We start from the raw sequence: 26,608 nt of genomic DNA, 5'->3' as shown, positions 1-26,608 counted from the left end.
TTCGTTTCAACCGCCGAGTTTCGGAGTCCCCGAATTTGGCTGTGCGAAAGGTCTAACCCATGCGTGCATTCCGTCATCAGCCGCAGGCTGCCCCTCCCGAGGCGAACCTCCTGCCGCCGGATCGTGCGCGACGGAAGCTTGATCGCAATCCCTCCCGCCCGTCCGGCGCTGAAGTCATCGATGCCCAATTCGTCGTCATCAGGGAGGTGCATAAGGACGCGCCGCGCACACAGGTAACGGAGATCCGGTCTCCGGTTGCCGAGCTGCAGGCCCGCGTCCGCACTGCCTTCGTTACCGTCGAGAGCCGGCTGCAGCGCCTTTCCGAAGTTTCTTTCGCGCTTATCGTCGCATTGGCCTTCGTGTCGATCTTCTCCCTTGCCGGTCATCTCGCCTTTGGCGGGGCGAGCCATCCCGAACTCGATGCCCGCCCGCTCGACCTCACCCATGTCAATCTCACCCCGCAGGACAAAAACGGCATGCGGGTGCTGCTGATCAGCGCCATCGTCGAAAACCGCACGGACCGTGAGGTCGCGCTGCCTCGTGTCCGGGCCGATCTACTCGTCGGCGGTCAGGTCATTGCCAGCACCTATGTCGAGCCGCCGGTGGCCTCTCTTGAGGGCGGGCAGAGCCGCGGCCTTGCCGCCCGCCTCCAGCATCCTGGGGGAAAAACGCCGGAACTCCGGCTTTCCTTCGAAGATGCGGGTGCCTGAGCCATTCGACTGTGCTAATGGCAGTGCCTTTCCGGCGGAGCTTGCCGGGTGAGGCCATTTCCGGCCCGCATCAAGGAGACCGCCATGCCCGTCGTTCGCGGAAAGAACATCGAACCGCTTTTCACACCTGAGCAGATTGACGCCCGCAATCGCGAGCTTGCCGCCGAGATCATGAAGGGTCCCTGCGACGACCTGCTGGTCATCTCCGTGCTCAAGGGCTCCTTCATCTTCGCCGCCGATCTCATTCGTGCGTTGCATCACGTGGGCTTGGCACCGGAGGTCGAATTCATCACCCTGTCCAGCTATGGCACAGGCACGGTGTCGCAGGGCGTGAAGATCATCAAGGACATCGACAGTGACGTGAAGGGCCGCAATGTGCTCCTCATTGACGATATCCTCGAGTCCGGCCGAACCCTGCTGTTCGCCAAAGAGCTGATGTACGAACGCGGCGCGGCAAATGTCACCATCGCCGTCCTTCTCGACAAGAAAGTAAAGCGGAAAGAACAGTTTGAGGCCGACTACGTCGGTTTCGAATGCCCCGATTACTTTGTCGTCGGTTATGGCATGGACGTGGCCTATGCCTTCCGCGAACTCCCCTTCGTCGGTGTCGTCACCGGCGACGCCTGAGCCGTCCCGATCTGGCACGATCCGTCTCCTCGACGAAGAGACTTGTTAACCATGGCGCCGGACGAAAGGTCCGGCGTTTACCACTCGACAAGGAAGATCTGGTGATTTGCCTGCCTGAACAATGAATCCATGACGGAGGCAGATTTCAACCATGGCGCGAATTCTCATTACCGAAGACGAAGACTCGCTTCGCTCCTTCGTCGCCCGTGCGCTCCGTCTGGACGGTCACGAGACCCATGAGGCCGCCGATGGCGCGGAAGGCTTAGAGAAGCTCTCCGAGGGCTCATACGACCTGCTGCTCTCCGATATCCGCATGCCGGTCATGGACGGCATCGAGCTTGCCCATCGCGCCTCCTCCGATTTCCCCGACATGAAGATCCTGCTGATGACCGGCTATGCCGAACAGCGCGAACGCGCCGACGATCTCGCCGCAAAGATCGTTGATGTCGTGTCGAAACCCTTTGCGCTGCCGGACATCCGCAGCGCCGTTGCCCGGGCGCTGGCGGGCTGACAGATTTCTAAACGTTCGATATTTTAGAAACGCTCCTGGTGCCCTCGGGCGCGAAGGACGTGCTGTGTAAGAGACGGGGCAAAAGCCCCGCTCTTCCATCTCATTGAATATCCAGCAACCGCTCAAGATACCGCCGCTCGATTTCGGGGCTGGAGTTTTGCCCAAGCTTTTCGCGAATGGCTTCTAGGATTTCGCGGGCGCGCTGCACGTCGATCTCGTCCGGCACCTTTACCCGCTCGCCGAAATCCGGGCCATTGGTGGCGCGGGGGCGGCCGAGCGGGTCGCGGTCGTTCTGGTTGCCTCGACCCTGGCCCATTTCCTGGCCCTGACCCTGCTGGCCGCGCATCGCCTGCATCATCTGATTCATCATGTCGCGGGCGCCCTGGCGGAGTGCTTCCATGGCGCGGCCCTGGCCTTGGACTGCCCGGTCGCCCTGGCTCTTGCCGAGCGCTTCGCCCGCGCCTTCCATTTCCTGCTGAGCCTGGCCAAATCCCTTGCCCGGTTTCATGCCCAGCCCCTTCAGCCCCTCCTGCAATTCACCGAGCTGCTTGCCGAGCCCTTCCTGCTGCTGCCGTAACTGCCTGAGTGCCTCGCGCAACTGGTCGGCTGTCATGCCGTCAAGATTCGGCTGACCGCCTTGCTTTCCCTGCTCGCCCTGCTGCCCCTGTTGACCCTGCTGGCCCAGATCCTGCTGCTCGCCTTCGGCGCCTTCTTCGCCCTGCTGCGGGTCGCCGCGCTGCATGCGGTCGCGCAGTGCCTGGTCGAGGCGGAAGGTTTCGTCCATCAGCTGCTGCTGCTGCTGCATGATCTCACCCAGCTTGTCGATCTGGCGGCGGGCCTCGCTGTTTTCCTGCTGCTGGCCCTGTTGCGGGCGTCCGGCCTGCAGGTTGTTCATCATGCGCTGCAGTTCGGACAGCAGTTGCTGCGCCTGGTCGCGATTGCCGGACCGCGCAAGGTTCTCCAGTTGGTCGAGCAGGTTTTGCAAGTCTTTCTGGCGCAGCGTGTTCTGTGCGTTCTGCTGCTGCTCTCCGCTCTGGTTGGGCATGCGTTGGGCGAGTTCCGAGATGAAGTCGTTCATCGCGGCGCGCAGCTCGTCCATCAGCTTCTTGATCTCTCGATCCGTCGCCCCGTTCTCCAGCGCATCCGCCAGCGCCTGCTGGGCGTCGCGCAGCCGTTTTTCCGCGGTGGAGAGCTCGCCATCCTCGATGCCGAGCGCGATTTCCCAGAGATAGTCCGCCGTGTCCTTCAGCGCTTCTTCGCCCTTGGCCTGAGCCATGCGGGCGCGGGCACTCTCGATCAGCAGGAAGTGACCGAGATTGGGGATGGTCTCGTCGGCACGGATCACCAAAGCCTCGCTGAGCGCGATCGCCTGCGGCATCTCGCGGGTGTCGAGCGCAAAGGTCTGACGCTGTTCGGCCACTGCTGCTGCCAGCGGTTCTGCAAAATTGCGCGTGGGCAGGACCATTTCGACCGGCTCGCTGCGGCCTGTCTGCCCGGCGCCATCGGTTGCCACCAGCGTGATCTTCACCTTGCTGCCGGCGAGCGGATGTTCGGTGATGTTGCGGCTCGCGACGCTCTTCATGTCACGGGCATTGTGGCGCGGCAGATCAAGCTTGTAGTCCGGCAGCGGATAAAGCGGCTTAGCGTCCGTCTTTTCCTCCACCGGGACAATTTCGGCATGAGCCTTCTGCAGGCCGTAGTCGTCCTTGGCGGTAAAGGCAATCTCGAGCGCCCCGTTCAGCGCCCGGCGCGGCTTGCCGTCAAAGGCGATTTCGGGCGCCTTGTCCGGCGTCACGCCGATCGTCCATTGGCGATCTGCCACGCGCAGCTGCCCGGCCTCGGCAAGGTCCAGTTCGTGCGTGCGGGCGACCTGTGGGGCAGTGGATACACCCGCCGGGGCGGAGGCCGCCTGCGGGGCTGCCGGTGGAAGCGCGGTTGGCGCCGGCGTCGCGCCATTCGCCGCCGCCTTCGGGTCGCTGGCTGCCACCTCGACCACCGTGCCGTCGCCCTGCTTGACGAACAGCACCTTCTCATCCGTCGCGCCACCGCTGATGCGCACGGTCATCTTGGAATTCTGCGGCACGACGATGCCGGAGGTCTGCGTGCCCAGCCCCGACAGGAAAACCGGAGGCTGGCCGGTATAGGCCGGCGGCGTGATCCAGGCATCGATGCGGATCGCCGGCTGCTCCGTCACCGCCACATGGCGGCGGAAGGCATCGGCGATCGTGCCGGCGCCATTGGAGCCGGAATAGGCAAGTGCCGTCACGAAGAGCAGGGCCGGAACGGCTCGCAGGGCATGGCGGTCGTAACGGGCGATATCGGGCTGCGGCAGGCCCGCGTCGAGAGCGGCGATGCGCTCGGCCATGCGCCTCTGGTGCTCCTGCCACAGCGCGCGGGCAAAGGGCGTGTCGGCCGCCAGCGCATCGTCCTGGACTGCGACCGGCTGATGCGGCAGTCCATTGCGTTTCTCCAGAAGCCGGTCGGCTTCACGGGCCGTGGGCATGGTCAGGCGCAGGAAGGGCAGGAAGGAAGCGACGAAGGCAAAGATCAGCAGGAAGACGAGGCCGAGGCGCAGGATCTCCGGCAGTTCGCGGAACACGCCGAACCACGCAAGCGAGACGAACAGTGCTGCGATGCCGAGGATCGGCAGGAAGAGCGGCAGGATCCGTTCAGCCAGAAGCACGCCCCGGGCCAGAACGCGTTTTACCCCGACGCGGCGCGCGAGCGCCGGGTCGTGCTGCAACGCGCCTTTCCGCTGGCTGGCCGGGCGGGAAAAGATCATCCGTCTGGTCTCCGAGAGCGCCGCCGATATGGCGGTGCTCGTGACATCAGAAGATAGCAGTCTTTGTGGCGAAGACGAGGGCGGGCAGGCGTCAGCGCCGCTTTTTCCCGCCCCATCGCTCAATTGTGAAGGATCAGGCCAGCCAGTCGGGCACGGAATCGAGCGCGATAAGATCCTCGTAAGTCGGACGCTTGCGAATCACATGAAACTCGTCGCCCTTCACCAGCACTTCGGGAATGAGCCGGCGGGTGTTGTAGGTGCCGGCCTGCACCGCCCCATAGGCGCCGGCCGAACCGACCGCCATCAGGTCGCCCGGCTTCGGCTTCGACATTTCGCGGTCGAGGGCCAGATAATCGCCGGTCTCGCAGACGGGACCCACGACATCCGCCTTAATGCGGGGCGCGCTCGCCGCCTGCAGCACCACCGGCTTCACCTCGTGATAGGCCTCATAAAGCGTCGGGCGGATCAGGTCGTTCATCGCCGCGTCGACGATGACGAAGGTCTTGTCGCCGCCGTCCTTCACATAGATGACTTCTGTCACCAGAATGCCGGCATTGCCGACGATCAGGCGCCCGGGCTCGGTAACGATGCGGCAGTTGAGGCTTGCTAGCTGATCCTTGACGATCCGGGCATAGGCGTCCGGCTCGGGCGGCGGGTTGTTGTCATCCTTGTAGGGAATGCCAAGGCCGCCGCCGACATCGACATGGTCGATCGAGTGGCCATCGGCGCGCAGGTTCTCGACCAGTTCGCGCAGCAGGCGGAAAGCGTCTTCGAAGGGCTGCAGATCGGTGATCTGGCTGCCGATATGCATGTCGATGCCGGAGACCTGGATGCCGTCCAGCGTCGCTGCACGGGCATAGACGGCGCGGGCGCGCTCGTAGGAAATGCCGAACTTGTTTTCCTTCTTACCGGTCGAAATCTTGGCATGGGTCTTGGCATCGACATCCGGATTGATGCGGAAGGAGACATGCGCCTTTTTGCCGGCCTTGATGGCGCGCTGGTTCAGGACTTCCAGCTCCGGCTCGCTCTCGACGTTGAAGCAGTAGATGCCGGCTTCCAGCGCCAAGTCCATTTCACTCGGCGTCTTGCCGACGCCGGAGAACATGATGCGGTTTGCCGGGATGCCGGCAGCGAGCGCCCGGCGGAGTTCGCCTTCCGAGACCACGTCGACGCCTGCGCCCAGTTGCCCGAGCGTCTTCAGCACCGCCTGATTGGAGTTGGCCTTCATCGCATAGCAGACCAGCGCATCAACGCCATCAAAGGCTTTCGCAAAGACCTTGTAGTGACGCTCCAAGGTGGCAGTCGAATAGCAGTAGAACGGTGTGCCGACCGCGCGTGCGATCTCAGGAATGGACACGTCTTCGGCGTGAAGAACACCGTCGCGAAAGTCGAAATGGTTCACGGGTAAAGCCCTGTCACAGAAGCGGATCGAGTAGGAAAGGCTTGTCAGCCACAGGTGCTACCTTGCTGTCGCGCTTGTTCTGCTGGTCCACAGGCGTGTTCGGCGGGTCGAGATCGCCCTTGCGGCCGCAGGCGGACAGAGCCAGCGAAGCGGCCAGCAGCAGAGAGAGCGTGAGCGTCGTGCGTTTCAGCGAATTCACCATGACCCGGTCCATGAAGATATTGTTGTGCTAGCGTGTACAGAAAAAAGGGGCGCTTGTGCACCCCTGATCTCGTGATGTGTCCCGCATGTGCGCGTGATCGGTTGCCCTGTCAGTTGCGGGCCCGCCACCAGGCGATCTGCTTCCTGACTTCCGACGGCGCCGTGCCGCCAAAACTCTTGCGGCTGGCGACGGAGGCTTCCACGGTCAGAACGTTGTAAACGTCAGCGGTGATCGCCGCATTGATGCTCTGAAGCTCTTCCAGCGAAAGCTCGGCGAGATCGCAACCCTTCTTCTCCGCCATGGCCACCGCATTGCCGGTGACGTGATGCGCATCGCGGAAGGGAAGGCCGGCTTCGCGCACCAGCCAGTCGGCGAGATCGGTTGCCGTCGAATAACCGGAACCGGCCGCCGCCTTCATCTTGTCGGTGCGGATGGTCATGTCGGTCACCATGCCGGTCATGGCGGCAATCGCCAGTTCCAGGCTTTCGGCCGCGTCGAAGACCTGTTCCTTGTCTTCCTGCATGTCCTTGGAATAGGCGAGCGGCAGGCCCTTCATCACGGTCAGAAGGGCGATGAGCGAGCCGTTGATGCGACCGGTCTTGGCGCGCACCAGTTCGGCGGCATCGGGGTTCTTCTTCTGCGGCATGATCGAGGAGCCGGTCGAAAACGCATCCGACAACCGGATGAAGCCGAATTGTGGGGTCGACCAGATGACGATCTCCTCAGCGAGCCGCGACAGGTGCACGGCGCAGATCGATGCGATCGAGAGGAATTCGAGCGCGAAGTCGCGATCGGAGACGGTGTCGATCGAGTTGCGGGTCGGCTCGCGGAAGCCGAGCGCCTTGGCCGTCATGTGGCGGTCAATGGCATAGCCGGTGCCGGCCAGGGCTGCTGCCCCGATCGGGCTTTCGTCGAGGTGTTCGATGGCATGGCGCACGCGCTGGCGGTCGCGGCCGAACATCTCGACATAGGCCATGCAATGATGCCCGAAGGTCACCGGCTGGGCCGTCTGGAGATGGGTGAAGCCGGGCATGACGGTGTCGGCATGCTCTTCCGCACGGTCGAGGAAGGCGGCGATCAGGCCGGAAAGCGCTGCTTCCGTCTTCTGCAGCTCTTCCTTGACCCACAGGCGGAAGTCGAGCGCCACCTGGTCGTTGCGCGAGCGGGCGGTGTGCAGACGGCCGGCAGCCGGGCCGATCAGTTCGGCAAGGCGAGCCTCGACGTTCATATGGATATCTTCGAGCTTGCGCGAAAAGACGAACTGGCCGCTTTCGATCTCTGACAGGATCGTGTCCAGGCCGTGAAGGATCTTGTCTTTATCTTCGCCGGAGATGATGCCTTGGTGCGCCAGCATGGTCGCATGCGCCTTTGAGCCACGGATATCCTGGGCGTAAAGCTTCTTGTCGAAACCGATGGAGGCATTTATCTCCTCCATGATCGCCGATGGCCCGGAGGCGAAGCGACCGCCCCACATCTGGTTGGAGGATTTGGTGTCGTTAGAGTCCTCGGCCATGGAATGCCCGTCCTGGAGAATGACATGACAGACAAAAGACGCAGTGGTCTCTTCTCTACCAAGCTGGTTGCGATCGCGGCGGTGGCCGGCATTGTCGCCGGCGCGGCTGCGGTATACGTGAGAGAGACCACGTCTGGCAATGCCGAGACGGCTCAGAATGCAGGGCCTTGCGCAGGTTCGCTCAACAAGGCGCGGGCGCTCGAACCCTTCTTCAAGGGCGATGTCGCGGCCATGGTGCCGATCGATCAGCCGCAGGCGGTCGAAGGTCTGACCTTCACCGATGCCACTGTCAAGGTAACGAGCATTGCCGACTTCGCCGGCAAGACCACGCTGGTCAATCTCTGGGCCACCTGGTGCGTGCCCTGCCGCGAAGAAATGCCGGCGTTGAACGGCCTGCAGAAGGCACTCGGCAGCGACCGATTCCAGGTGGTTGCGATCAATATCGACACCGGTGACGCCGAAAAACCGAAGGCCTTCCTTGCCGAAACCGGCGTCGATGCGCTCGGCCTCTACCGCGACGCCTCAATGGGGGTGTTCAATACGCTCAAGAAACAAGGCCTCGCCTTCGGCCTGCCGGTCACTCTTCTGGTCGACGGCAAGGGCTGCCTGCTTGGCCACATGAACGGCCCGGCCGCCTGGGACAGCCCGGATGCCAGGGCGCTGATAACGGCTGCGACCGGCGCCTAACTGGCGGCCTGCGGTAACCCCTATCTGTGCATGACTGCTGCTGCAGGCCGCCCCGCCATCAGGGCCTTGCGGCTCTGACCGATCTCTCCGCTCGCTCGGGCGATCAGCGGAGTAACCATATTCGCCCCCGTGACTTTACAATCACGGGGTGTGCGTGACATTACTAATTCATGTACTTCAAATGATCTGCTTTTCCAGACGGGTGTATTATGTTTCCTTCGTCCGTTGCGCCGCTTGGGCAGTTGAACGATATTCCGCTGGTCGTTGATCTTGATGGAACGTTGATTAAGACGGATCTACTTTACGAATCTCTCTTCGACGCCCTCTCGCGTCGGCACATCGAAGTGTTCAATCGGGACCTGCCGTCTCGCCTTTCTAGAAACGGCATCAAGCGCCATCTCCTGTCCTTCTGCGACATCGACCACGGCAATCTGCCCTACAACGAAAATGTCCTTTCTATTATCAACGCGGCCCGGGGCGCAGGACGCAAGGTCTATCTCGCGACGGCAAGTGATCGCTTTCATGCTGAAAAGGTGGCGGACCACCTTGAGGTGTTCGATGGCGTGTTTGCTTCCGACGAACACCAGAATCTAAAAGGCGAAACGAAGGCGCGAGCGCTCGTTGAGGCCTTTGGAGACGGGGGGTTCGACTATATCGGCAACGACACGAGCGACAAGGCAATCTGGCGTCACGCGCGGAGGGCTTATGGTGTCCATATGTCCGCCAGCCTTGCACGTGACCTGGCTGCAAGCCACCCGGATCATGTCGCCGTGCAGGGGAAACAGAGCCGCTGGACCGCGCTTGTTTCAGCCATGCGACCTCATCAATATGCCAAGAACGGTCTGATCTTCGTGCCGTTGCTTACCGCGCATCAGTTCAACCTCGAGGCTTTGTTCAATGCGTTCCTGGCCTTCATTGCCTTCTCTCTATGTGCATCCGGCGTCTACCTGCTGAATGATCTCCTGGACATTCAGGCAGATCGCGCGCACCCGACAAAACGGAAGCGGCCTTTCGCGTCCGGCCAGCTGCCCATTGCATTCGGCATGGCCTTCATACCGCTTCTGACCCTCGCCGCCTTTGCCCTTGCCTGGTGTATTTCTTTCCATTTCTTTCTGACGCTGCTCATCTACTACGTCGTGACCAATGCGTATTCATTCGTCATCAAGCGTAGGATGATCATCGATGTCGTGACCTTGGCCTGCCTCTATACGCTTCGGGTCTTTGCCGGTGCGGCTGCGATCGACGTGTCGGTATCGGACTGGCTCTTCACATTTTCCTTGTTGATCTTCACGGCGCTCGCATTGCTCAAACGGTACATCGAGCTTGCCGGTCGTCTTGATCGCCAGCTCAGTGATCCGAGCAATAGAAACTACAAGGTCGCGGATCTGCCTGTGATCATGGCTCTTGCTGCTGCTGCGGGCATGAATTCGGTCATGGTGATCGCGCTCTATGTTTCGTCCGATACCGTTGCCGGTCTCTACACCCACCCGCGTTTGCTCTGGGGCCTATGCCCGCTGTTCCTCTATTGGATCGCACGCGCCGTCATGCTCGCCCATCGGCGGTTGATGGATGACGATCCCATCGCCTTCGCCTTGAAGGACAATCGGAGCTGGGGCGTCGGCCTCGCCGCCGTCTCACTGGTCCTCGCCGCCCTTTGAACACAGGTCTTCCCGTGACGTCACGAGCCATGAATGCCTTATCGCAGCGGTTGTCGCAGGTCCTTGATCTGCCGCACTGGCTGTTGATCGCCGCTGCTACGGTGATCTCCTTCCTGTATTCGGGCTACTCGCCTATCTTCAACAACAACATCTATCACGTCCCCATCCTGCTCAAGAGCTACGACCTGCCGCAGTTCTCCGACGACGCCTTCATCCAGTCGCTGCGCAATTTCTCCTCCGGCTTCTGGCTCCTGTTTGCGGGTGCCGGACACGTGGTCGGTGTCAAGCTGTTCCTGGCACTCAGCCTCATCATCACACATCTCGCCTTCTTCATCGCAGCTCTCCATCTTGCCGGGAGCATCGGCCTCAAAGAGACGCGTGCCCGCAATCTGTTTCTCCTGCTCCTGTGCTTTTCCCCTTGGGTCTATGGCTACACTGCGGGAGGCGGCGGGATCTTGCTCAACTATTTCACCCACTCGGAACTGGCCAATGCCAGCCTCCTGATGGGTCTCTCTTTCGCCCTCAGGCGTCGCTATGGGGCGGCGGCCGTTGCTGCTTGCCTGACTTTCTTCCTCAATGCCTTCATGGCCATCTGGATGGTGCCTCCGCTCGCCTTGCTCACCGGATACCAGCTCTTGACCGGCCGGATTACACTTCGGCGCTTGCTGGTCCCGGCGGCGATCGGGCTTGTGGTCGGCAGCCCGCTCCTCTTTGTGCCGCTGCACAATATTCTGCAGAACCCGGAGATCGGGGGCGCGAACCCGTTTTCCTATCGCCAGTATTTGTGGGATTTCTTCCCGTTCCATTTTTTCCTGTGGTCGCTGCCGCCGAGGCAACTCGCAGTCACCGGCGTCCAGATCGTTGTCCTGCTTCTGTCCATCCGCCTGATGGGGGCAAGTTCCAGGGCGGTGCTGATGCTCGCTCTCGGAATGCTGTCGGTCTTGGGCCTTGGTGTGCTGGCGCCGCTGGTGACGGATTCGCGGTTTATCCTGAACCTGCATCTCATCCGCAGTTTCGTGATGATTGCCATGCTGCTCGCCATCAGTCTCGCCATCGTCGCGTCAGGCTGGATCCTCGATCCAGCGCGCCCCATGCAGAAGACATTTGGCCTCGGTCTCGCCGTCGCACTTATGGCCGGCAAGGTCGGGGTGCTGATTGCCCTCGCGCTGTTCCTGTTGGACCTCTGGAAAATCCCACCGGCCCTGAAACTCCCGCTCGAACGCCGCACAGTGCGCGTTTACGTCTCTTGCCTGCTCGCCTTCTGCCTGGTCTTGGGTCTGGTGGCCAATGGTCAGAGGCAGTGGGCTTATGAGCAGGATAGAGCCACGCAGGAAGCCTGGGAAAAGGTTGGCCGCTGGGCAAATGCCGCAACGCCGACCGATGCCGTTTTTCAGGTGCCTGCGGAGGCCTCGCTCGGCTTTAGCCTGACCTCCGAGCGCCAATTGTGGTTCGATGGAAAATATGGTGCGGCGGTCATGTGGTCGCCCTCCTATTATCCGATCTGGAAAGAGCGGCACTCCGTCCCGCTCGCCCGCTCGCTGCTCGATCGCAAGAGCGTCGGGATAGATTTTCTCGCAATGCCGTGTGACGCCAATCTGACTGAGGTCCCCGTGCATCGCGAAGAGGGCATCTGTGTCTACCAGTTGACCTGACCGAACACTCCAACCATCCGCAATCGGAACCGCCATGACCTATGTGCTAATCCTGTTCAGCGTCTGCCTGAGTGCATTCTCCCAGGTCATCCTGCGCTTTGGGATGACCCGCCCCGACGTTGCGGAGGCGCTCGCAGGAGGGGCGTCACCTCTTCAGGCCATTGGCGCCATCGCCCGCTCCCCTTTCGTCATCGGCGGCCTCGCCTGCTACGGCTTCGGCGCGATCGTCTGGCTTCTGGTCCTGTCGCGCATCCCCGTCTCGCACGCCTATCCCTTCGTTTCGCTGGGTATTGTGCTGACCGCGCTTGCCGGTGTCGTCGCTCTTGGCGAAAGCATCAGCCTCACCGCCTGCCTCGGCATCCTGCTGATCATATCCGGGATCCTCTGCATCGCCGTCGGGCGCTGAGAGCAAAGCCCGGCTCTCCGCTGCGGTGGCCTCTGGACGCGGCCCCCGGTTGCGTTATTCTCTCTCCGGTTGTGCGGTGAAAGCAGACGCGTTCTGCCAGACGCATCGGAGAGGATTGCACGCTCCGACCAGGGCGATGGCCTCGCCACACAACTGGAGTGTGAGCGATGTGGCGAAAACCATTGAGCATCACGTTTGTTATACGGAAAACCCGCACGGGCTGGCAGGCTAGCGTGCGGGTCACATTCCGATAACAAGCCAGAGGGGCGGGCGGAAGCTCGCCTCTCACTCCGCCAATATAGTCGCAAATGCCCGCTTCAGCAAGGCGATCTGCCTTACCGTGTCGGCACCGGCACGTCGCCGCGATAGTCGTAGAAGCCGCGGCCGGACTTGCGGCCCAACCAGCCGGCCTCGACATATTTCACCAGCAGCGGGCAGGGGCGATACTTCGAATCCGCCAGACCGTCATGCAGCACCTGCATGATCGAGAGACAGGTGTCGAGGCCGATGAAATCGGCGAGCTGCAGCGGGCCCATCGGGTGGTTGGCGCCCAGCTTCATCGCCGTGTCGATCGCCTCGACAGAGCCGACGCCTTCATACAGCGTGTAGATCGCCTCGTTGATCATCGGCAGCAGGATGCGGTTGACGATGAAGGCCGGAAAATCTTCCGCCACCGTGATCGTCTTGTCGAGCGAGGAGACGAAGGTCTTGGCCGTCGCGAAGGTCGTCTCGTCAGTCGCGATGCCGCGCACCAGTTCAACGAGCTTCATCACCGGCACCGGGTTCATGAAGTGGATGCCCATGAAGCGCTCCGGACGGTCGGTCGCCGAGGCCAGACGGGTAATGGAGAGCGACGAGGTGTTGGTCGCAATAAGCGCTTCTGGTTTGAGCACCGGGCAGAGTGTCGCGAAAATCTTGCGTTTGACGCTTTCGTCCTCGGTCGCGGCCTCGATCACGAGATCGGCTGCGGCGAGGTCATGCACATCGGCGGAGCCGGAGATCAAAGCCAGCGCCTGCTTGCGCTGCTCGTCGGTGATCTTGCCGTTGGTCACCTGGCGGGCGAGATTGCCGTTGATGGTGGCGAGCCCCGCCTCGATCCGCTCCTTGGAGAGGTCGTAGATCGTGACCTTGTAACCGGCGGCGGCGGAGACCTGGGCGATGCCGCAGCCCATCTGGCCGGCACCCACGACACCCACATTGCTGATCTTGTCCGTCATCGTCTCGCTCCTCACCCGTTCTCGTCTTCACTCAAGAAGATGGCACCGACAAAAATGCCGGACCCGCTCATCACGGACCCGGCTGATTGATAGACCGCAAACCGGTCTTTGACCAGTCCTTTCGCAGCTGCGAGATGGCGCTCAGAGCGCCTTCTCGAGCTCCGGCAGGGCTTCGAAGATGTCGGCCACGAGACCGTAATCGGCGACCTGGAAGATCGGGGCTTCCTCGTCCTTGTTGATCGCGACGATGACCTTCGAGTCCTTCATGCCGGCGAGGTGCTGGATCGCACCGGAAATGCCGCAAGCGATGTAGAGCTGCGGGGCAACGACCTTGCCGGTCTGGCCGACCTGCCAGTCGTTCGGAGCGTAACCGGCGTCGACAGCCGCACGGGAGGCGCCGACGGCAGCACCCAGCTTGTCGGCGACCGGCAGGATGACTTCCTGGAACTTCTCGGACGAGCCGAGCGCACGGCCGCCGGAGATGATGATCTTGGCCGAGGCCAGTTCCGGACGGTCGGACGACGACAGGGCGTCGGAGACATGGCTGGAGACGCCCGGATTTGCCACAGCGGAGACGCTCTCCACGGAGGCCGAACCCCCTTCACCAGCAGCAGCGAAGGAAGCCGTCCGTACCGTGATCACCTTCTTGGCATCGGTCGACTGCACGGTCTGGATGGCGTTGCCGGCATAGATCGGGCGCTTGAAGGTATCCGCCGAGACGACTTCGATGATTTCGGAGACCTGCATCACGTCGAGCAGCGCTGCCACGCGCGGCATGACGTTCTTGCCGACCGAGGTCGCGGGCGCGATGATCGTGTCGTAAGAGCCGGCGAGCGAGACGATGAGCGCTGCCAACGGCTCTGCCAGATTGTTGCCGAGCGAGGCGTCGTCGGCGATCAGCACCTTGGAGACGCCGGAAAGCTTGGCGGCGGCATCGGCGGCCGCCTTGGCGCCTGCGCCGGCGACCAGCACGTGGACATCGCCACCGATCTTGGTTGCTGCCGTCAGGGTCTTCGCGGTCTGTTCGGAAACGGTTGCGTTGTCGTGTTCTGCGAGAAGAAGAATAGCCATTTTATGTTTCTCCTGTCCGTTCCGCTTACAATACGCCGGCTTCGTTCTTGAGCTTGTCGACCAGTTCGGCGACGCTCTTCACCTTGATGCCCGCCTTGCGGCCACCCGGCTCTTCGGTTTTCAGAACCTTCAGGCGCGGCGCAATGTCGACGCCGAAATCGGCCGGAGCCTTCTTGTCGAGCGGCTTCTTCTTCGCCTTCATGATGTTGGGCAGCGAGGCATAACGCGGCTCGTTCAGGCGCAGGTCCGTGGTCATGACGGCCGGAAGCTTCACCTCGATGGTCTGCAAACCCCCGTCGACTTCGCGGGTCACGGTCGCCTTGTCGGCGGAAAGTTCGAGCTTGGAGGCGAAGGTCGCCTGGCCCCAACCCATCAGGGCAGCCAGCATCTGGCCGGTCTGGTTCGAATCGTCGTCGATCGCCTGCTTGCCGACGATGACGAGGCCCGGAGCTTCTGCCTCGACCACGCCCTTCAGGAGCTTGGCGACGGCGAGCGGCTCGACGGTTTCGTCTGTTTCGATCAGGATGCCGCGGTCGGCGCCCATGGCGAGTGCGGTGCGGATGGTTTCCTCGGCCTTGGCCGGACCGATCGAGACGACAACCACTTCCTCAGCCTTGCCGGCTTCCTTCAGCCGCAGGGCCTCCTCGACGGAGATCTCGTCGAAGGGGTTCATGGACATCTTGACGTTGGCGAGCTCGACGCCGGAGCCATCCGGCTTGACGCGGATCTTGACGTTGTAATCCACAACCCGCTTCACTGGGACGAGTATCTTCATGGGGTCCTTCCTTCAAATCTTCCGCCGGAAAATGCGCGCAAATGCGCTCCGTCGTTTGTCGATTGGCGACATCGATACGCATTTTTCGTCCAAACACAACGCTTGAACGGGAATGCTTCTCCCTGGCGACAGGAATAATTGACGTTGACGTGCACGTCAATATGGATGGCCGCGACCTGTTGTCATCGGCCCCAATGGGTGACCTTGCGGGGTGGGGTTCCAGGGCCGGCGCCTGTCCCCATTCTATTCTGAACGTCTCTGCCTTCGCTAAAGCCTTGATCTGCGCCCAGGTCTGTCCGGGCTGCGGCTCCATTTCGGGTGGCGACCTCTGTCGTCGTCTCCCCGCCCAGGTTATCGTCCGCCCGCGACGCAGCCGGGGTGCGACCCGCGGCCGGGAAGGGCGGTCTCGCACCCCAGGGTCCTGCTGCCAAGCCGTCGACCGGCTGCACACCATGCTCCACGGCCCTTGGTGTCACGATGCTGCGGTCGAAGAGCGGCACGCCGGGGCGTCGTAAAATGATCACCAGCAGGGTGCCTGCCAGGATGCCGCCGACATGGGCGCCCCAGGAGACATTGCCCTCGGCATCGATGGCCAGCATGACAAATTGCTGACCAATCCAGAACAGGAGGGGGATGAAGGCCGGCAGCGGCACTGGAAAACGCATCAGCACCAGAACCCAGACCCGAACCTTCGGATGCAGCATCACATAGGCGGCAACCACCCCCGACACGGCCCCCGAAGCGCCGATCAGGGGTGCCTGGCTCACCGGGGACACCAGCCCATGCACCAGCGCGCCGGCAGCAGCGCAGGCGAGATAGAAGAACAGAAATTTGAAGTGCCCCAAGGCATCCTCGACATTATCGCCGAAGACCCAGAGGAAGAGCATGTTCGAGCCCAGATGAAGCCAGCTCCCATGCAGGAAGGCATAGGTCACATAGGTCGCCCAATCGGGCACCAACACCAGCGACGGATCGAGTGTGGCTCCGCCCAGCAGGATCGCCGGAATGAAGCCCAGCCCATAGACCCCCAGCTCATAGGCGGCGTCCGGCACTACGCTTGCCAGCGCGTAGGAGATGACATTCGCCGCAATCAGCCCCAGCGTCACATATTGCCGCCGGATGTGCTTCAGCGCGTTTCGGTCATGCAGGGGAATGAACATCGCGCCTCGTCGGGTTGCCGGAATTGCGTCGACGGATGCTAGCGCAGGTTGGGGGATGGGGACAGGGGGAAGGTCACGCAGTCGGCTCCCACCTCCCCCCATGCGGGGGAGGACGGAAATTCGAAGGCTTGAGGTCAGCGCAAGCCGCCTAAACTTCAGATTTTCCAGTAGAGGGGCACGGTTCCGTTGGCACCCACCTCACTCGAGCCCCTCTCTTGCGAAATCTGAGGCTGGGCCCCGATCGGGCCAATTCTTCTCACAGCCTTCGCGCGGCGTCGCGCTCAGGCCTCCGTTCGCTGAAATCGATTCACTGGATCGATTTCTGGCCTTCGGCCAACGCTCCGAAGTCTCCCCCGCAAGGGGGAGATGAGCCCGCAAGGGGGAGATGAGCCCGCGGCCCTCGCTTGTGTCTGGATCCTCGGGTCATCCTCGGGTTTAACCCGAGGACGAGGATGACGACCTTTAGGGGAGACAAGGGTATCCTCCTCAGACCTTGTGCGGTGAAGACATTAGCGGAGGATACCAGGCGCTTTCTCCACACTCCGTCATCCTCGTTCTCGGGTTAAACCCGAGGATGACCCGAGGATCCAAACACAAACCTTCCACGTCAGACGGTCACGCCAGAGCGCGCCATTTCCTGAAGAAAGGGGGGACGCTCCGCAGCGATTTCCCAACGAAATCAGACCCCGACACATTTTTTCATCCCCGCCCATTTTTCCTCCCGTAGACTCAACTCCGTCCCGCCCTCGGATACACCTGACGATGCGATGTCAGGCGAGGCGGGGCCGGCGCCGGGATGGAGGGTTGTCGCAGATCCAAGATCCCGGCCCGCTGCAACGGTCTCCCTCCGGACGAAGGGCTTGACGAGGGTGATGGGGACGGATGCCCCCAAAACCTGGATACCCTGATCGGAAGGACGTGCCTCAGAGGCACACAGACAAGGCGCCCGCGCTGTCGCGAACACCCAGACAGCGGGGCGAAACAAACGGCGGGGATGATGGCCGAGCCAGTGATGGCCAGACGATCATCCCCCGGGCGAGGGTCCCGGTCGGTATGGTGCACCATCCGGCGGGAACCTCCCGGGCCACCGGCCAGGCTCTGGCAGAACACTCTTCGGAGGTGACTGCCAAGCCGGACCCTACGCCCGGTCATCCTCGGTCCTCGGTTAAACCCGAGGATGACGAGGACCGTCGCCGCCTTGCCAGAGGGACGCATGCAGCGGGAATAGACGCTGAACGAGGCGCCGGAAGGAGCCACATATTTACTTAGACAGGTTGCTTCTGGCGCCTCGTCCGAGACAAGTCTGACCCCACCCGGAGGGAGATGATCCCCACCGGTGGCGAAGCTTGGGATTTTTGACAGTCCGAATATGTGCGGCTGCCTTGCACCTTGAGACTGCAGACACGCTAGCAGATCCTCGGGACATCCTCGGGTTTAACCCGAGGATGTCCCGAGGGATCTGCCGAGGGTTCAGCCCGCGCGTGGTCAGCGGTGGGCGCAGGCCTCACTCCCCCATCGCCAAACCTTAAGATTTCGCAAGAGGGGGGGCTTGGTAAGGTGAGCACCAACGGAACGCTGCCCCTCTCCTGGAAAATCTGAAGTTTAGGCGGCTTGCGCTCGCCTGAGCCTTCGATTTTCCGTTCTCCCCCGCAAGGGGGGAGATAGGTCCCGCGCTATCAGAAGCCCTACCTGTTCTTCCCCGGCACCCACAAAATATCCGCCCGACCGCCGTCATTGGCATGCCGTGCCGCGACGAACAGAAAGTCCGACAGCCGGTTCACATATTTGAGCGCCGGCTCACCGACCTCCTCGCCGTCGAAACGGGAGAGTTCGACCATGATGCGCTCGGCCCGACGCGCCGTGGTGCGGGCGAGATGCAGATAGGCGGCCGCCGGCGTGCCGCCCGGCAGGATGAAGGATTTGAGCGGATCGAGATGGGCATTGAGCTGGTCGATCTCCTTCTCGATGCGGTCGACCTGGGCCTCGATGACGCGCAAGGGTTCGTAGGACAGCACTTCGCCGGTTTCGGGGGCTGCCAGATCCGCGCCGAGGTCGAAGAGGTCGTTCTGGATGCGGAGCAACATGGCATCGAGCTCGGGCATGTCCGCCGTGTGCAGCCTTGCGATGCCGATCGCCGAATTGGTTTCGTCGATCGTGCCATAGGCGTCGACGCGCAGGTCATGCTTCAAGCGGCGCGGGCCGGTCACCAGCGCCGTGGTGCCGTCGTCGCCGGTGCGGGTGTAGATCTTGTTGAGCTTGACCATGGCGTCAGCGGCCTCCGCCGGTCAGCCACAGCGTCAGCATGATCAGGGCAATCGCGATCGCCTGCAGCACGATGCGGGCCTGCATCAGCTTGTTGGAGGTGTTGCCGTCGCCGCCCTTCATCATGTTGAAGAGGCCCCGGACGAGGACGAGGGCGACGAGCCCCATGACGATGATGGCGAGGACATAGGTGAATGTGGACATGAGTTAAGATGAGCCTTTGTTCGTCGCCGGTCAGTCCAGCGAGCGCATCAGTCGATAGAAGAGGTCGGCCGGCAGCCAGCGTTTGATCAGTGCCCCCTGTTTCGCCGGCTTGGTCACGAGATAATGTGGGCGGGCACGCTTGGCGGTCAAGGCGTGCACGAGGACTTTGTAGACCGCCTCCGGCCCGAGTTTGTGGCGGTTGACGGGGCCTGTGCCATCAAGTCGCGCCAGTTGCCGGCGGTAGTCCTCGGCATGGACGGAGTTTTCGAGGTCGATCGCCTCGCGGATATGGGTGAGCGCATTGGCGGTGAAGCGGCTTTCGATCGGGCCGGGTTCGATCAGGCTCACCTGCACGCCGGATCCTTCGAGCTCCATCCTGAGCGTCAGCGACAGGCCTTCCAGCGCAAATTTCGAGGCCGTATAGGCGCCGCGCCAGCGATAGGGCACGATGCCGAGGATCGAGGAGCATTGCACGATCCGGCCTTCGCCCTGGGCGCGCATCGCGGGGATCACGCGGCGGGTCAGGTCATGCCAACCGAAGAGATTGGTTTCGAACTGGGCGCGCAGGGCTTCCGTCGGCAGATCCTCAACAGCACCCGGCTGGCCATAGGCGCCGTTGTTGAACAGCGCGTCGAGGCGTCCGCCGGTGCGCTCGAAGACGGTGGAAACCAGCGCCTCGATGCTTTCAGGATCGGTGTAATCCATGAGCAGCGCTTCGATGCCCTGCTCGGTGAGCGGCGCGAGATGTTCGGGCTTGCGCACCGTCGCAAAAACCCGCCAGCCATCGCGCTTCAGGGCCTCAGCGCAATAGGCCCCGATGCCGGACGAGCAGCCCGTGACGATGATGCTTTTCACCTTCGACCTCGACTTTCCTGTACAAACGGTCCCCGGTTTCCCATATTCGCCCGCAGCTTACAATCGGCGCTGTTGCAATCGTATTTGGTCGTCAGAGGAGACTGGATGCCGTCATTCTTCCGCAGGCTCTACCACGTCACCTTCGACGCGCTCTGGCATTTCTCCCTGGATGACGGCTGGGCCATGGCGAGCCATGTGGCGCTGTCGGCGATCCTGGCGCTCTTTCCCTTCTTGATCTTCGGTACGGCGCTGGCGAGTTTCCTCGGCGCCGACCAGTTTGCCGAAACGGCGGTGCATCTGATCTTCGACACCTGGCCGGAGACGATCGCCAAGCCGCTGTCCGATCAGGTGGTGCAGGTGCTGACCATTCCGCGCGGCGGGCTCTTGACGGTTTCGGTTCTGGCGGCCGCCTATTTCGCCTCGAACGGCGTCGAGGCGCTTCGCGTCTCGCTCAACCGGGCCTACCGCGTGACGGAAACGCGGCCGTGGTACGTGACTCGCCTGGTCAGCTTCGGCTTCGTGCTTGGCGCCGTCATCGTGCTTGCCGTGATCAGCCTGCTTCTGGTCGCGGTGCCGGTGGCGCTTGCCTTTGCCGAGCGCTATTTTCCGCTGCTGAAGAACTTCCTTCTGACGGTTGCAAACTGGCGCATCTACGGTACGGTCGCCTTCCTTGTGGTCGGGCTGATGGTGTTCCATCTCGGCCTGCCGGATGGCCGGCGACGGGTCATCGACGTGATGCCCGGCGTGCTCCTCACCTTGGTGCTCTGGCTCATCGGGGCTCTGGTCTTCGGTTATTACATTGGCACCTTCGCCAATTATGCCGCCACCTATGCCGGTCTCGCCTCGATCATGGTGGTACTCGTGTTCCTCTACATGGTGAGCGCCATTTTCATCATTGGGGCCGAATTCAACGCGGCGCTGATGAAGTTTCAGGTGGTGCCGGTGAAGGGACAGCCGGATGTTGGGATTTCAAATCCCGACCATGGCGCGGATATCTGACGGGATCTTGCCGTCGGCGCGCAGGCTCGCCAGCGCCGTGTCGCCGGCACTCTTCGACAGCTTGCGGCCATCCGAGCCCAGGACCAGGCGATGGTGATGGTAGATAGGCTGCGGCAGGCCGAGCAGGTCCTGCAGCAGTCGGTGCACGGACGTCGCATGAAAGAGGTCGAGGCCGCGCACGACATGGGTGATCCCTTGTGCCGCGTCATCCACGGTGACGGCGAGGTGGTAGCTTCCTGGCGCATCCGAGCGCCAGAGCACAACATCGCCCCAGGCTGCGGGGTCAGCGGAGATCTCGCCCCGCTTGCCATCGCCGGTTTCTTGCCAGGAGAGCGGATGACCGACGGCCGCAAGCGCCTTTTCCATGTCGAGGCGAAGCGCATGGCGCTCGGTGGACGCGAGCTTTCCGGCACGTTCCTCGGGTGACAGATTGCGCTCTTCGGTCGGATAGAGCGGCGCGCCGTCCGGGTCGCGGGGCCACACCCTGCCGTTCTCCTCGAAGGCTGCGACCCTCGCCTTCACCTCGCCGCGCGTGAGGAAGGCCGGGTAGACGAGGTCACGGGCGATCAGGGTGTCGAGCGCTTGGCGGTAGAGGGGAAAATGCTCCGACTGGCGACGGACCGGCCGCTCGTAAGGGATGCCCAGCCAGTCGAGATCGTCGAGCACCGCCTGTTCGAGTTCGGGGGTGCAACGAGTGAGATCGATGTCCTCGATGCGCAGCAGTAGCCGGCCGCCCGTTTCGGCTGCCATCTTCGCATTGGTCAGGGCCGACAGCGCATGGCCGAGATGCAGCCGGCCGTTGGGGCTCGGGGCGAAGCGGAAGACGGGGATTTGACGGGGCGGTGCAGCCATGGTTTTCCTTCGCATGATGCGCATGCGAGGAAAAGGGGAGGGCTGCCGATGATCATCCGCAACGAGGCGGATCTGGCCGAAGGTCTCGAGCTCCTTCTGGAGCGGGATCCACGACTTTCGGTGTTGGCGGAAAGCGCAGGGCCCCTGGCGCTGCGGCTCTCGCCGCCCGGCTTTGCCGGCCTCGCCTCGATCATCGTGTCGCAGATGGTATCGCGTGCCAGTGCGGACGCGATCTGGCGGCGGATGACGGCGGTTCTCGGGCTCCGGCCGACGGCGGAGGATTTTCTCGGGCTGCCGCGGGAGGTGGTTGCGACCTTCGGCCTGTCACGCGGCAAGCTCGTGGCGCTCGAGGCAGCGGCAAAGGCCGATCTCTGCGGACCGCTGAGGCTCGATGAACTGGCGGTTTTGCCGGCCGAGCAGGCGATGGCAACGCTCACGGCGCTGAAGGGGGTCGGGCCGTGGACGGCGGAGGTCTACCTGATGTTCTGCGGTGGCCATCCGGACATTTTTCCGGTGGGCGACGTGGCGCTGCGGATCGCCGTTGGGGCGGTGTTCTTTGGCGGCGCGCGGCCGCCGCCGGAAGCCGTGGCCACGCTGGCGGAGGCCTGGGCGCCGGTGCGCTCGGTCGCGGCAAGGCTGTTCTGGGCGCATTATGCAGGGCTGACGGGCCGCACGGCGTTGCCGCGCTAAAGGCATTTCAGGGGCCGCGTTAAAGCGACGCGGCGGGTTCCAAAAATTCAGGCTTCACAATGCTGTAACAACGGACCTAATATAGAAGGGCAGATGCCGAATCGATCAGGAGTACGCCTTGACGATTGCAGTTTCTCCCCAGGCCCTGCCGGCGCTCGTTCTGAATGCCGACTATAGGCCACTGAGTTATTATCCCTTGTCGCTCTGGTCCTGGCAGGACGCGATCAAGGCGGTCTTCCTCGACCGTGTGAACATCATCGCCGAGTATGAACATTCCGTTTGCTCGCCGAGCTTCTCGATGCGGCTGCCGAGTGTCGTCAGCCTCAAGACCTATGTTCAGCCGACGCGAAACCCGGCCTTCACTCGCTTCAATGTCTTCTTGCGCGACAAGTTCGAGTGCCAGTATTGCGGCTCGCCCGACGACCTGACCTTCGACCATGTCATCCCGCGCGCCCATGGCGGCGAAACGACCTGGGAAAATGTCGTGGCGGCCTGTTCGCCGTGCAATCTGCGAAAAGGGTCCAAGCTGCCGAAGCAGGCGCAGATGTTCCCGCACCAGAAGCCCTACCGGCCGACGGTGCAGGACCTGCACAACAACGGCCGGCTCTTTCCGCCAAATTATCTGCACGAAAGCTGGGTCGACTACCTTTACTGGGATACCGAGCTGCAGCCGTAAGCATCCGGTAGGCAGGCTTATTCAAGGCATGATGGACGCGACCGGCGGCTGAACCGCCGGTCTTTTGCTGATCAGGCCGCGCGGTTGCGAAAAGCTGCCCATATGGCGATAGCGGCGAGAGCCGCACTCGTCAGCACGTTCCAGCCGGCAAAGGAAAGGCCGAGCACGCGCAGCGTCGCTTCGGTGCAGGACGGCGCCTTGGTGGCGTTCAACGCATCGAGCACGTTGACCGGCGTGTCCCCGCCGGTCGCGCCGATGGTGCAGCTTGCGGGGCCTTCCCAGAACTTCCACTCGACGCCCGAATGATAGATGCCCAGGCCCATGCCAACCAGCATCAGCACGGCAATAGTCACGAACAGCAGTTTCGTCACAATCGGCGGCAGGCGAAGGATCGACGAGAGGACCGCGACAACGCCGACGCCGATGCCGATGTAATAGGGATTGCGCTGCATCAGGCAGAGCGCGCAGGGAATGTAGCCGCCGATATGTTCGAAGCCGAGGGCCGAACCGACAACCAATGCCATGCCTGCCGTCAGCAGAACGGCAAGAGATGTGTCGGAATGGAGGAGGGACCTGTTGCTGTGCATCGTGTCGACTTTCAGAGGATGACCTTGACCAGATAGAAGCCGCCGATCAGCAGCGCCATGAAGAGGGTGAAAAGAAGGCCGAGATATTTCTCGATGAAGATGCGGATCGGTTCGCCGTACAGCTTCAGGAGGAAGGCGACGAGGAAGAAGCGGGCAGCGCGACCGATGATGCTGACGACCGTGAAGGTCAGAAAGTTGAGGCCGGTCGCACCGGAGAAGATCGTCAGCACCTTATAGGGAAACGGTGTCACAGCGGCAAAAAGCACGCCCCAGCCACCCCAGGTGTTGTACCACTGTGCTACCTGATCGAAGGCGTCTTCCTTGCCGTAGAAGGCGAGGATCGGACGGCCGATCGTCTCGAACAGAAACATGCCGATGGCATAACCGAGGAAGGCGCCCAGAACGGAAGCGACTGTGCACACCACTGCGAGCCGCAGCCAGCGGTCACGCCGGGCGATCACCATCGGGATCAGCAGCACATCCGGCGGGATTGGAAAGAAGGAGCTTTCGATAAAGGAGACGCCGGCAAGCGCTTTTTCGGCATGGCGCGTGCCCGCCAGTGACATGGTCCATTGGTAGATTCGGCGCAGCATGAAGAATTCCGTGGCGAGATGTTCCGGCGTTTTATGGGACTGCGCTGCGGCTGTAAATGCTCCGGCTCCGCGCAACGCTCTGGCACGGGAACATTCGTGTGATGAGGGCTTCGCCAAAAAGGCGGTTGACCGGAGCCCAAGCCTTCGTATAGTCCGGCGCTGTCATCCGACGCTCATGTGCCCCGTTGGCGGAATTGGTAGACGCGCCTGACTCAAAATCAGGTTCCGAGAGGAGTGCTGGTTCGATTCCGGCACGGGGCACCAATTGCGTTTATATCTGCGAACCGTGTTTTCGCTGCTTGATCCGTCATCAAGACCGGTTTCGCGTGTAATCTCACCTTTTAGATCAGACAGCCTGCCAACGATGCTGATGTCACTGCTGCCAACTTCGACGCGGGCAACTACCGCAGCAAGATAGCTTTTCATGCTAACCCGGTTCGATTTTCGCAACCTCTTGATGATCAGATTCGAAAACCAATTGATTTGCTGCTCTGTGATCGTGACGTCATTCTCCCCACTCGCCAGTAACACTTTCAAACCGTTTCGATTTCGGGTCAGCTCACGCTCTACTTCGGCCAGCTTGCTAAGCAAGATGGGTTCGCTGCCAAGCGACTCGGAACTGGCGACAGCTGTCAGCAGATTTTTGTACGCGCGCTCGGAGGCTTCCAGCTCAAGTCGAAGCTCATCAGCGCGGGCTTCACTGTGCCTCCCGGCAACAGCAATCTTCTCATTCATCGAATCGAGAATACCGCGAAGCCTAACAGGCACTAGAACATTTGAGATGACCGACTCTACAACGAAATCATCTAGCTGTTTTTCCGGCACGGTTGCTCCGTTACAAGCATGACGCCCCTGTTTTGCGACACTGGAACAGTGGTAGTATCGATAAATCGCCCCTGAGCGTCCTGTACCTGTGCGGAGAGTCATCGCTGCGCCGCATTCACAGTGCACGAGACCAGATAGCAACAGCGGGCTGCTCACTGTCTTCGCCGCCCCCTTCCGAGGATTCTTTGAACGAAGCAATTTCTGTAATTCAGCAAACTCATCAGGCGTGATGATTGGCGGCACCGGAATTTCTACAATCTCGGCGGCTACCGGCGTCCATCGCTTGGCCTTGGCGTTCTGGTTGTATATCTTTCTCCCCATGTATATCGGGTTGGTTAGCATCGAATGTATGTTGTTGGTTGAGAAAGGCGCGCCTGATCGAGTTCGGTAGCCCGCGCAATTGAGGTACTTGACGATGGCTTTGATGCCTAGGGCAGGACCGTCACCATTCCCGTACAAGGCAAGCTGGAATATTTTCGCCGCCAGCGGCCTCTCAGTCTCGTTGACTACAACACGTTTCCGTCGCGGATTAAGCTCGTCAGGTTGCAATTTATAACCCAAAGGCTGGACACCACCGACGCCGTATCCTTCTTTTGCCATCGACGTCATGGTCCTAGTGACGTCTGTCGAAGTTCGCCTAGAATGATACTCGTCGAATACAGCCGTTGTTGTTTCTGCGATAAACCCGCCCGTATCATTAGAAAACTGCTGAGTTAGACTGACAATCTCAACACCATTTTCGTACAGTTGATTTGTAACACGATTGTAGTCCGCAACATTGCGAGCAAACCTGCTGATAGAATGTACTATTATTTTCTGGACAGGCTGTGATGAATCCAAAGCCTCAGCAATCATCAACTGAAACTGAGGTCGATCCGCAGTTTTGGCAGATAGTCCCGGTTCGATGAACGTCTTACGAACCGTCCATCCGTTCTCGGCTGCGCGCGCTTTGGCCTGGCGTATTTGATCAGGTATAGAAAGATCGCTTATGACGCTTTTGTTGTCGGAAACTCTGCAATAGATGAAAACGCCGAGATTGGCCGTGCTTTCACTAGAGGGGCGCAAGCTTGGCGCTTCAATTGTTCGTCGCCTCGCCTCTACCGAGAGGCGCTTGGAGGAACTGGTCTGCGACGACAGCTTTTCGGTTTGTTGAATACGTTTTTTTCTAGCCATGCTGATCGACCTTTCAATGAAGCGTGAAAGTGAGGCGAACAAACCTGACTGCTATGTTGGAAAGCGTTTATCGTCTTTGAGACTAGGAAAGATCGACCGCAGCTCCTCATGCAGGGCCGTCAGCAAGGCGGTAGTCTCCAAGTCGGAGAACAACCCCTTGCTAGAAAAATGACAGCGTAGGGCCCGCTTTGCTCGCGGTTTAGCCTGCCTAATGTTTTCCTTGCGAAATCTTTTCTTGCCGGTTTTCGTCAGCGTTGAACCTCGGGCCAGCGCTATTTCAAGCGCAGCGGGGCTGTGAGCTTCCCCCTCAGCGCGGCGGTCGCGGTCTTCACTCATCCCAATGCTCCATCCTACCTACAATCAACAAATGGTAACGTGAGGCACTTCCAAATTTCTGCGGCGTTTAGTTGCCTTGAATTGCGAGCGAAAGGCTGTAATACTTCGGTTGCTTTGTAAACACCAAACTATATACGCCATAACGTCACGTACGATTGAAATGCAGTAGGTTGAATGTCAACA

Annotated in this window: 24 protein-coding genes, 1 tRNA gene and 2 pseudogenes; 11 read left to right on the top strand and 16 right to left on the bottom strand. The window is 61.3% G+C overall.

The genetic code is table 11. From position 1 onward, the window contains the following. Positions 1 to 59 precede the first annotated feature (59 nt). The 3 genes from FJQ55_RS15115 (at position 60) to FJQ55_RS15105 (ending at position 1,848) form a co-directional block, all read left to right on the top strand. Positions 60 to 710 carry a hypothetical protein gene (locus tag FJQ55_RS15115; RefSeq protein ID WP_140829446.1) on the top strand — a complete coding sequence of 217 codons (651 nt, stop codon included), beginning with the start codon at positions 60 to 62 and terminating at the stop codon, positions 708 to 710. A gap of 84 nt (positions 711 to 794) precedes the next feature. Then, positions 795 to 1,337 (top strand): hypoxanthine phosphoribosyltransferase, encoded by a 543-nt coding sequence (hpt, locus tag FJQ55_RS15110; protein ID WP_140829444.1) that lies wholly within the window; start codon positions 795 to 797, stop codon positions 1,335 to 1,337. 151 nt (positions 1,338 to 1,488) lie between these two features. Continuing rightward, complete coding sequence (locus FJQ55_RS15105; RefSeq protein WP_113379275.1) at positions 1,489 to 1,848, top strand: response regulator; 360 nt, start codon at positions 1,489 to 1,491, stop codon at positions 1,846 to 1,848. A gap of 100 nt (positions 1,849 to 1,948) precedes the next feature. Here the strand turns inward: FJQ55_RS15105 and FJQ55_RS15100 are convergent, their stop codons facing one another. From FJQ55_RS15100 to argH, 4 genes are all read right to left on the bottom strand, one after another. Then, positions 1,949 to 4,630 (bottom strand): TIGR02302 family protein, encoded by a 2,682-nt coding sequence (locus FJQ55_RS15100; RefSeq protein WP_140829442.1) that lies wholly within the window; start codon positions 4,628 to 4,630, stop codon positions 1,949 to 1,951. A 133-nt stretch (positions 4,631 to 4,763) separates the two neighbouring features. Further along, positions 4,764 to 6,032 carry a diaminopimelate decarboxylase gene (lysA, locus tag FJQ55_RS15095; RefSeq protein ID WP_140829440.1) on the bottom strand — a complete coding sequence of 423 codons (1,269 nt, stop codon included), beginning with the start codon at positions 6,030 to 6,032 and terminating at the stop codon, positions 4,764 to 4,766. A gap of 13 nt (positions 6,033 to 6,045) precedes the next feature. After that, complete coding sequence (gene lptM, locus FJQ55_RS15090) at positions 6,046 to 6,234, bottom strand: LPS translocon maturation chaperone LptM (RefSeq protein ID WP_246085153.1); 189 nt, start codon at positions 6,232 to 6,234, stop codon at positions 6,046 to 6,048. A gap of 109 nt (positions 6,235 to 6,343) precedes the next feature. Continuing rightward, positions 6,344 to 7,747 (bottom strand): argininosuccinate lyase, encoded by a 1,404-nt coding sequence (gene argH, locus FJQ55_RS15085; protein WP_140829436.1) that lies wholly within the window; start codon positions 7,745 to 7,747, stop codon positions 6,344 to 6,346. Between the two features lie 24 nt (positions 7,748 to 7,771). Between argH and tlpA the strand changes: the two genes are divergently transcribed. The 4 genes from tlpA (at position 7,772) to FJQ55_RS15065 (ending at position 12,150) form a co-directional block, all read left to right on the top strand. Further along, entirely contained in the window at positions 7,772 to 8,434 is a 663-nt protein-coding gene (gene tlpA / locus FJQ55_RS15080) for a thiol:disulfide interchange protein TlpA (protein WP_140829435.1), read from the top strand. Positions 8,435 to 8,643: 209 nt separating this feature from the next. Then, complete coding sequence (locus tag FJQ55_RS15075; protein ID WP_140829433.1) at positions 8,644 to 10,092, top strand: UbiA family prenyltransferase; 1,449 nt, start codon at positions 8,644 to 8,646, stop codon at positions 10,090 to 10,092. A gap of 29 nt (positions 10,093 to 10,121) precedes the next feature. Then, complete coding sequence (locus FJQ55_RS15070) at positions 10,122 to 11,744, top strand: DUF6798 domain-containing protein (RefSeq protein WP_140829432.1); 1,623 nt, start codon at positions 10,122 to 10,124, stop codon at positions 11,742 to 11,744. 34 nt (positions 11,745 to 11,778) lie between these two features. After that, positions 11,779 to 12,150 carry an SMR family transporter gene (locus FJQ55_RS15065; RefSeq protein ID WP_140829431.1) on the top strand — a complete coding sequence of 124 codons (372 nt, stop codon included), beginning with the start codon at positions 11,779 to 11,781 and terminating at the stop codon, positions 12,148 to 12,150. A 335-nt stretch (positions 12,151 to 12,485) separates the two neighbouring features. Here the strand turns inward: FJQ55_RS15065 and FJQ55_RS15060 are convergent, their stop codons facing one another. The 7 genes and pseudogenes from FJQ55_RS15060 to FJQ55_RS15030 all read right to left on the bottom strand — a co-directional run bounded on the left by FJQ55_RS15060 (position 12,486) and on the right by FJQ55_RS15030 (position 19,694). After that, entirely contained in the window at positions 12,486 to 13,367 is an 882-nt protein-coding gene (locus FJQ55_RS15060) for a 3-hydroxybutyryl-CoA dehydrogenase (protein ID WP_140829429.1), read from the bottom strand. A 141-nt stretch (positions 13,368 to 13,508) separates the two neighbouring features. Next, positions 13,509 to 14,438 carry an electron transfer flavoprotein subunit alpha/FixB family protein gene (locus FJQ55_RS15055; RefSeq protein WP_140829428.1) on the bottom strand — a complete coding sequence of 310 codons (930 nt, stop codon included), beginning with the start codon at positions 14,436 to 14,438 and terminating at the stop codon, positions 13,509 to 13,511. 25 nt (positions 14,439 to 14,463) lie between these two features. Then, complete coding sequence (locus tag FJQ55_RS15050; RefSeq protein WP_140829427.1) at positions 14,464 to 15,213, bottom strand: electron transfer flavoprotein subunit beta/FixA family protein; 750 nt, start codon at positions 15,211 to 15,213, stop codon at positions 14,464 to 14,466. Between the two features lie 392 nt (positions 15,214 to 15,605). Continuing rightward, a pseudogene (locus tag FJQ55_RS15045) lies at positions 15,606 to 16,373 on the bottom strand (rhomboid family intramembrane serine protease); the annotation flags it as partial. 1,685 nt (positions 16,374 to 18,058) lie between these two features. Continuing rightward, positions 18,059 to 18,637 carry a cob(I)yrinic acid a,c-diamide adenosyltransferase gene (locus FJQ55_RS15040; protein WP_140829425.1) on the bottom strand — a complete coding sequence of 193 codons (579 nt, stop codon included), beginning with the start codon at positions 18,635 to 18,637 and terminating at the stop codon, positions 18,059 to 18,061. Positions 18,638 to 18,641: 4 nt separating this feature from the next. Further along, positions 18,642 to 18,839: a twin transmembrane helix small protein gene (locus FJQ55_RS15035; protein ID WP_110791082.1), complete on the bottom strand. Its 198-nt coding sequence runs from the start codon at positions 18,837 to 18,839 to the stop codon at positions 18,642 to 18,644. 30 nt (positions 18,840 to 18,869) lie between these two features. After that, the gene (locus FJQ55_RS15030; protein WP_140829424.1) at positions 18,870 to 19,694 is read right to left on the bottom strand and encodes an SDR family oxidoreductase; all 825 of its coding nucleotides are present in this window, start codon (positions 19,692 to 19,694) and stop codon (positions 18,870 to 18,872) included. 105 nt (positions 19,695 to 19,799) lie between these two features. Here FJQ55_RS15030 and FJQ55_RS15025 point away from each other — a divergent pair, with 105 nt between their 5' ends. Beyond that, a complete protein-coding gene (locus FJQ55_RS15025; protein WP_140829423.1) occupies positions 19,800 to 20,693 on the top strand; it encodes a YihY/virulence factor BrkB family protein in 894 nt (297 codons plus the stop codon). On the opposite strand, the gene gluQRS is transcribed toward FJQ55_RS15025, so the two are convergent. Next, a complete protein-coding gene (gluQRS, locus tag FJQ55_RS15020) occupies positions 20,664 to 21,560 on the bottom strand; it encodes a tRNA glutamyl-Q(34) synthetase GluQRS (protein ID WP_140829422.1) in 897 nt (298 codons plus the stop codon). The genes FJQ55_RS15025 and gluQRS overlap by 30 nt on opposite strands. Positions 21,561 to 21,593: 33 nt before the next feature. Between gluQRS and FJQ55_RS15015 the strand changes: the two genes are divergently transcribed. Both FJQ55_RS15015 and FJQ55_RS15010 read left to right on the top strand, forming a co-directional pair. After that, the gene (locus tag FJQ55_RS15015) at positions 21,594 to 22,235 is read left to right on the top strand and encodes a DNA-3-methyladenine glycosylase family protein (RefSeq protein ID WP_140829420.1); all 642 of its coding nucleotides are present in this window, start codon (positions 21,594 to 21,596) and stop codon (positions 22,233 to 22,235) included. A 118-nt stretch (positions 22,236 to 22,353) separates the two neighbouring features. Next, the gene (locus FJQ55_RS15010; RefSeq protein ID WP_062282563.1) at positions 22,354 to 22,911 is read left to right on the top strand and encodes an HNH endonuclease; all 558 of its coding nucleotides are present in this window, start codon (positions 22,354 to 22,356) and stop codon (positions 22,909 to 22,911) included. Between the two features lie 71 nt (positions 22,912 to 22,982). Here the strand turns inward: FJQ55_RS15010 and FJQ55_RS15005 are convergent, their stop codons facing one another. Continuing rightward, positions 22,983 to 23,498: a disulfide bond formation protein B gene (locus tag FJQ55_RS15005; RefSeq protein WP_140829419.1), complete on the bottom strand. Its 516-nt coding sequence runs from the start codon at positions 23,496 to 23,498 to the stop codon at positions 22,983 to 22,985. Between the two features lie 11 nt (positions 23,499 to 23,509). After that, positions 23,510 to 24,091: a YqaA family protein gene (locus FJQ55_RS15000; RefSeq protein ID WP_140829418.1), complete on the bottom strand. Its 582-nt coding sequence runs from the start codon at positions 24,089 to 24,091 to the stop codon at positions 23,510 to 23,512. Between the two features lie 179 nt (positions 24,092 to 24,270). Here FJQ55_RS15000 and FJQ55_RS14995 point away from each other — a divergent pair. Then, positions 24,271 to 24,355: transfer RNA gene (locus FJQ55_RS14995), tRNA-Leu, on the top strand. Positions 24,356 to 24,886: 531 nt separating this feature from the next. On the opposite strand, the pseudogene FJQ55_RS24005 reads toward FJQ55_RS14995, so the two are convergent. Continuing rightward, positions 24,887 to 26,089, bottom strand: a pseudogene (locus tag FJQ55_RS24005) (recombinase family protein); the annotation flags it as partial. A gap of 51 nt (positions 26,090 to 26,140) precedes the next feature. Further along, complete coding sequence (locus tag FJQ55_RS14980) at positions 26,141 to 26,425, bottom strand: hypothetical protein (protein ID WP_140829417.1); 285 nt, start codon at positions 26,423 to 26,425, stop codon at positions 26,141 to 26,143. Positions 26,426 to 26,608 lie beyond the last annotated feature (183 nt).

The organism is Rhizobium glycinendophyticum (assembly GCF_006443685.1).
In the GTDB taxonomy this organism is placed as follows: Bacteria; Pseudomonadota; Alphaproteobacteria; order Rhizobiales; family Rhizobiaceae; genus Allorhizobium; species Allorhizobium glycinendophyticum.
Note: the sequence above shows the minus strand (reverse complement) of the source record. Positions and strands in the feature narration are given on the sequence as shown.

What these genes read in the sequence shown, in the direction of transcription:
- FJQ55_RS15115 (WP_140829446.1), top strand. Translation starts at nt 60, where the DNA reads ATGCGTGCATTCCGTCATCAGCCGCAGGCTGCCCCTCCCGAGGCGAAC.
- hpt (WP_140829444.1), top strand. Translation starts at nt 795, where the DNA reads ATGCCCGTCGTTCGCGGAAAGAACATCGAACCGCTTTTCACACCTGAG.
- FJQ55_RS15105 (WP_113379275.1), top strand. Translation starts at nt 1,489, where the DNA reads ATGGCGCGAATTCTCATTACCGAAGACGAAGACTCGCTTCGCTCCTTC.
- FJQ55_RS15100 (WP_140829442.1), bottom strand. Translation starts at nt 4,630, where the DNA reads ATGATCTTTTCCCGCCCGGCCAGCCAGCGGAAAGGCGCGTTGCAGCAC.
- lptM (WP_246085153.1), bottom strand. Translation starts at nt 6,234, where the DNA reads ATGGTGAATTCGCTGAAACGCACGACGCTCACGCTCTCTCTGCTGCTG.
- argH (WP_140829436.1), bottom strand. Translation starts at nt 7,747, where the DNA reads ATGGCCGAGGACTCTAACGACACCAAATCCTCCAACCAGATGTGGGGC.
- tlpA (WP_140829435.1), top strand. Translation starts at nt 7,772, where the DNA reads ATGACAGACAAAAGACGCAGTGGTCTCTTCTCTACCAAGCTGGTTGCG.
- FJQ55_RS15075 (WP_140829433.1), top strand. Translation starts at nt 8,644, where the DNA reads ATGTTTCCTTCGTCCGTTGCGCCGCTTGGGCAGTTGAACGATATTCCG.
- FJQ55_RS15070 (WP_140829432.1), top strand. Translation starts at nt 10,122, where the DNA reads ATGAATGCCTTATCGCAGCGGTTGTCGCAGGTCCTTGATCTGCCGCAC.
- FJQ55_RS15065 (WP_140829431.1), top strand. Translation starts at nt 11,779, where the DNA reads ATGACCTATGTGCTAATCCTGTTCAGCGTCTGCCTGAGTGCATTCTCC.
- FJQ55_RS15060 (WP_140829429.1), bottom strand. Translation starts at nt 13,367, where the DNA reads ATGACGGACAAGATCAGCAATGTGGGTGTCGTGGGTGCCGGCCAGATG.
- FJQ55_RS15055 (WP_140829428.1), bottom strand. Translation starts at nt 14,438, where the DNA reads ATGGCTATTCTTCTTCTCGCAGAACACGACAACGCAACCGTTTCCGAA.
- FJQ55_RS15050 (WP_140829427.1), bottom strand. Translation starts at nt 15,213, where the DNA reads ATGAAGATACTCGTCCCAGTGAAGCGGGTTGTGGATTACAACGTCAAG.
- FJQ55_RS15040 (WP_140829425.1), bottom strand. Translation starts at nt 18,637, where the DNA reads ATGGTCAAGCTCAACAAGATCTACACCCGCACCGGCGACGACGGCACC.
- FJQ55_RS15035 (WP_110791082.1), bottom strand. Translation starts at nt 18,839, where the DNA reads ATGTCCACATTCACCTATGTCCTCGCCATCATCGTCATGGGGCTCGTC.
- FJQ55_RS15025 (WP_140829423.1), top strand. Translation starts at nt 19,800, where the DNA reads ATGCCGTCATTCTTCCGCAGGCTCTACCACGTCACCTTCGACGCGCTC.
- gluQRS (WP_140829422.1), bottom strand. Translation starts at nt 21,560, where the DNA reads ATGCGAAGGAAAACCATGGCTGCACCGCCCCGTCAAATCCCCGTCTTC.
- FJQ55_RS15015 (WP_140829420.1), top strand. Translation starts at nt 21,594, where the DNA reads ATGATCATCCGCAACGAGGCGGATCTGGCCGAAGGTCTCGAGCTCCTT.
- FJQ55_RS15005 (WP_140829419.1), bottom strand. Translation starts at nt 23,498, where the DNA reads ATGCACAGCAACAGGTCCCTCCTCCATTCCGACACATCTCTTGCCGTT.
- FJQ55_RS15000 (WP_140829418.1), bottom strand. Translation starts at nt 24,091, where the DNA reads ATGCTGCGCCGAATCTACCAATGGACCATGTCACTGGCGGGCACGCGC.
- FJQ55_RS14980 (WP_140829417.1), bottom strand. Translation starts at nt 26,425, where the DNA reads ATGAGTGAAGACCGCGACCGCCGCGCTGAGGGGGAAGCTCACAGCCCC.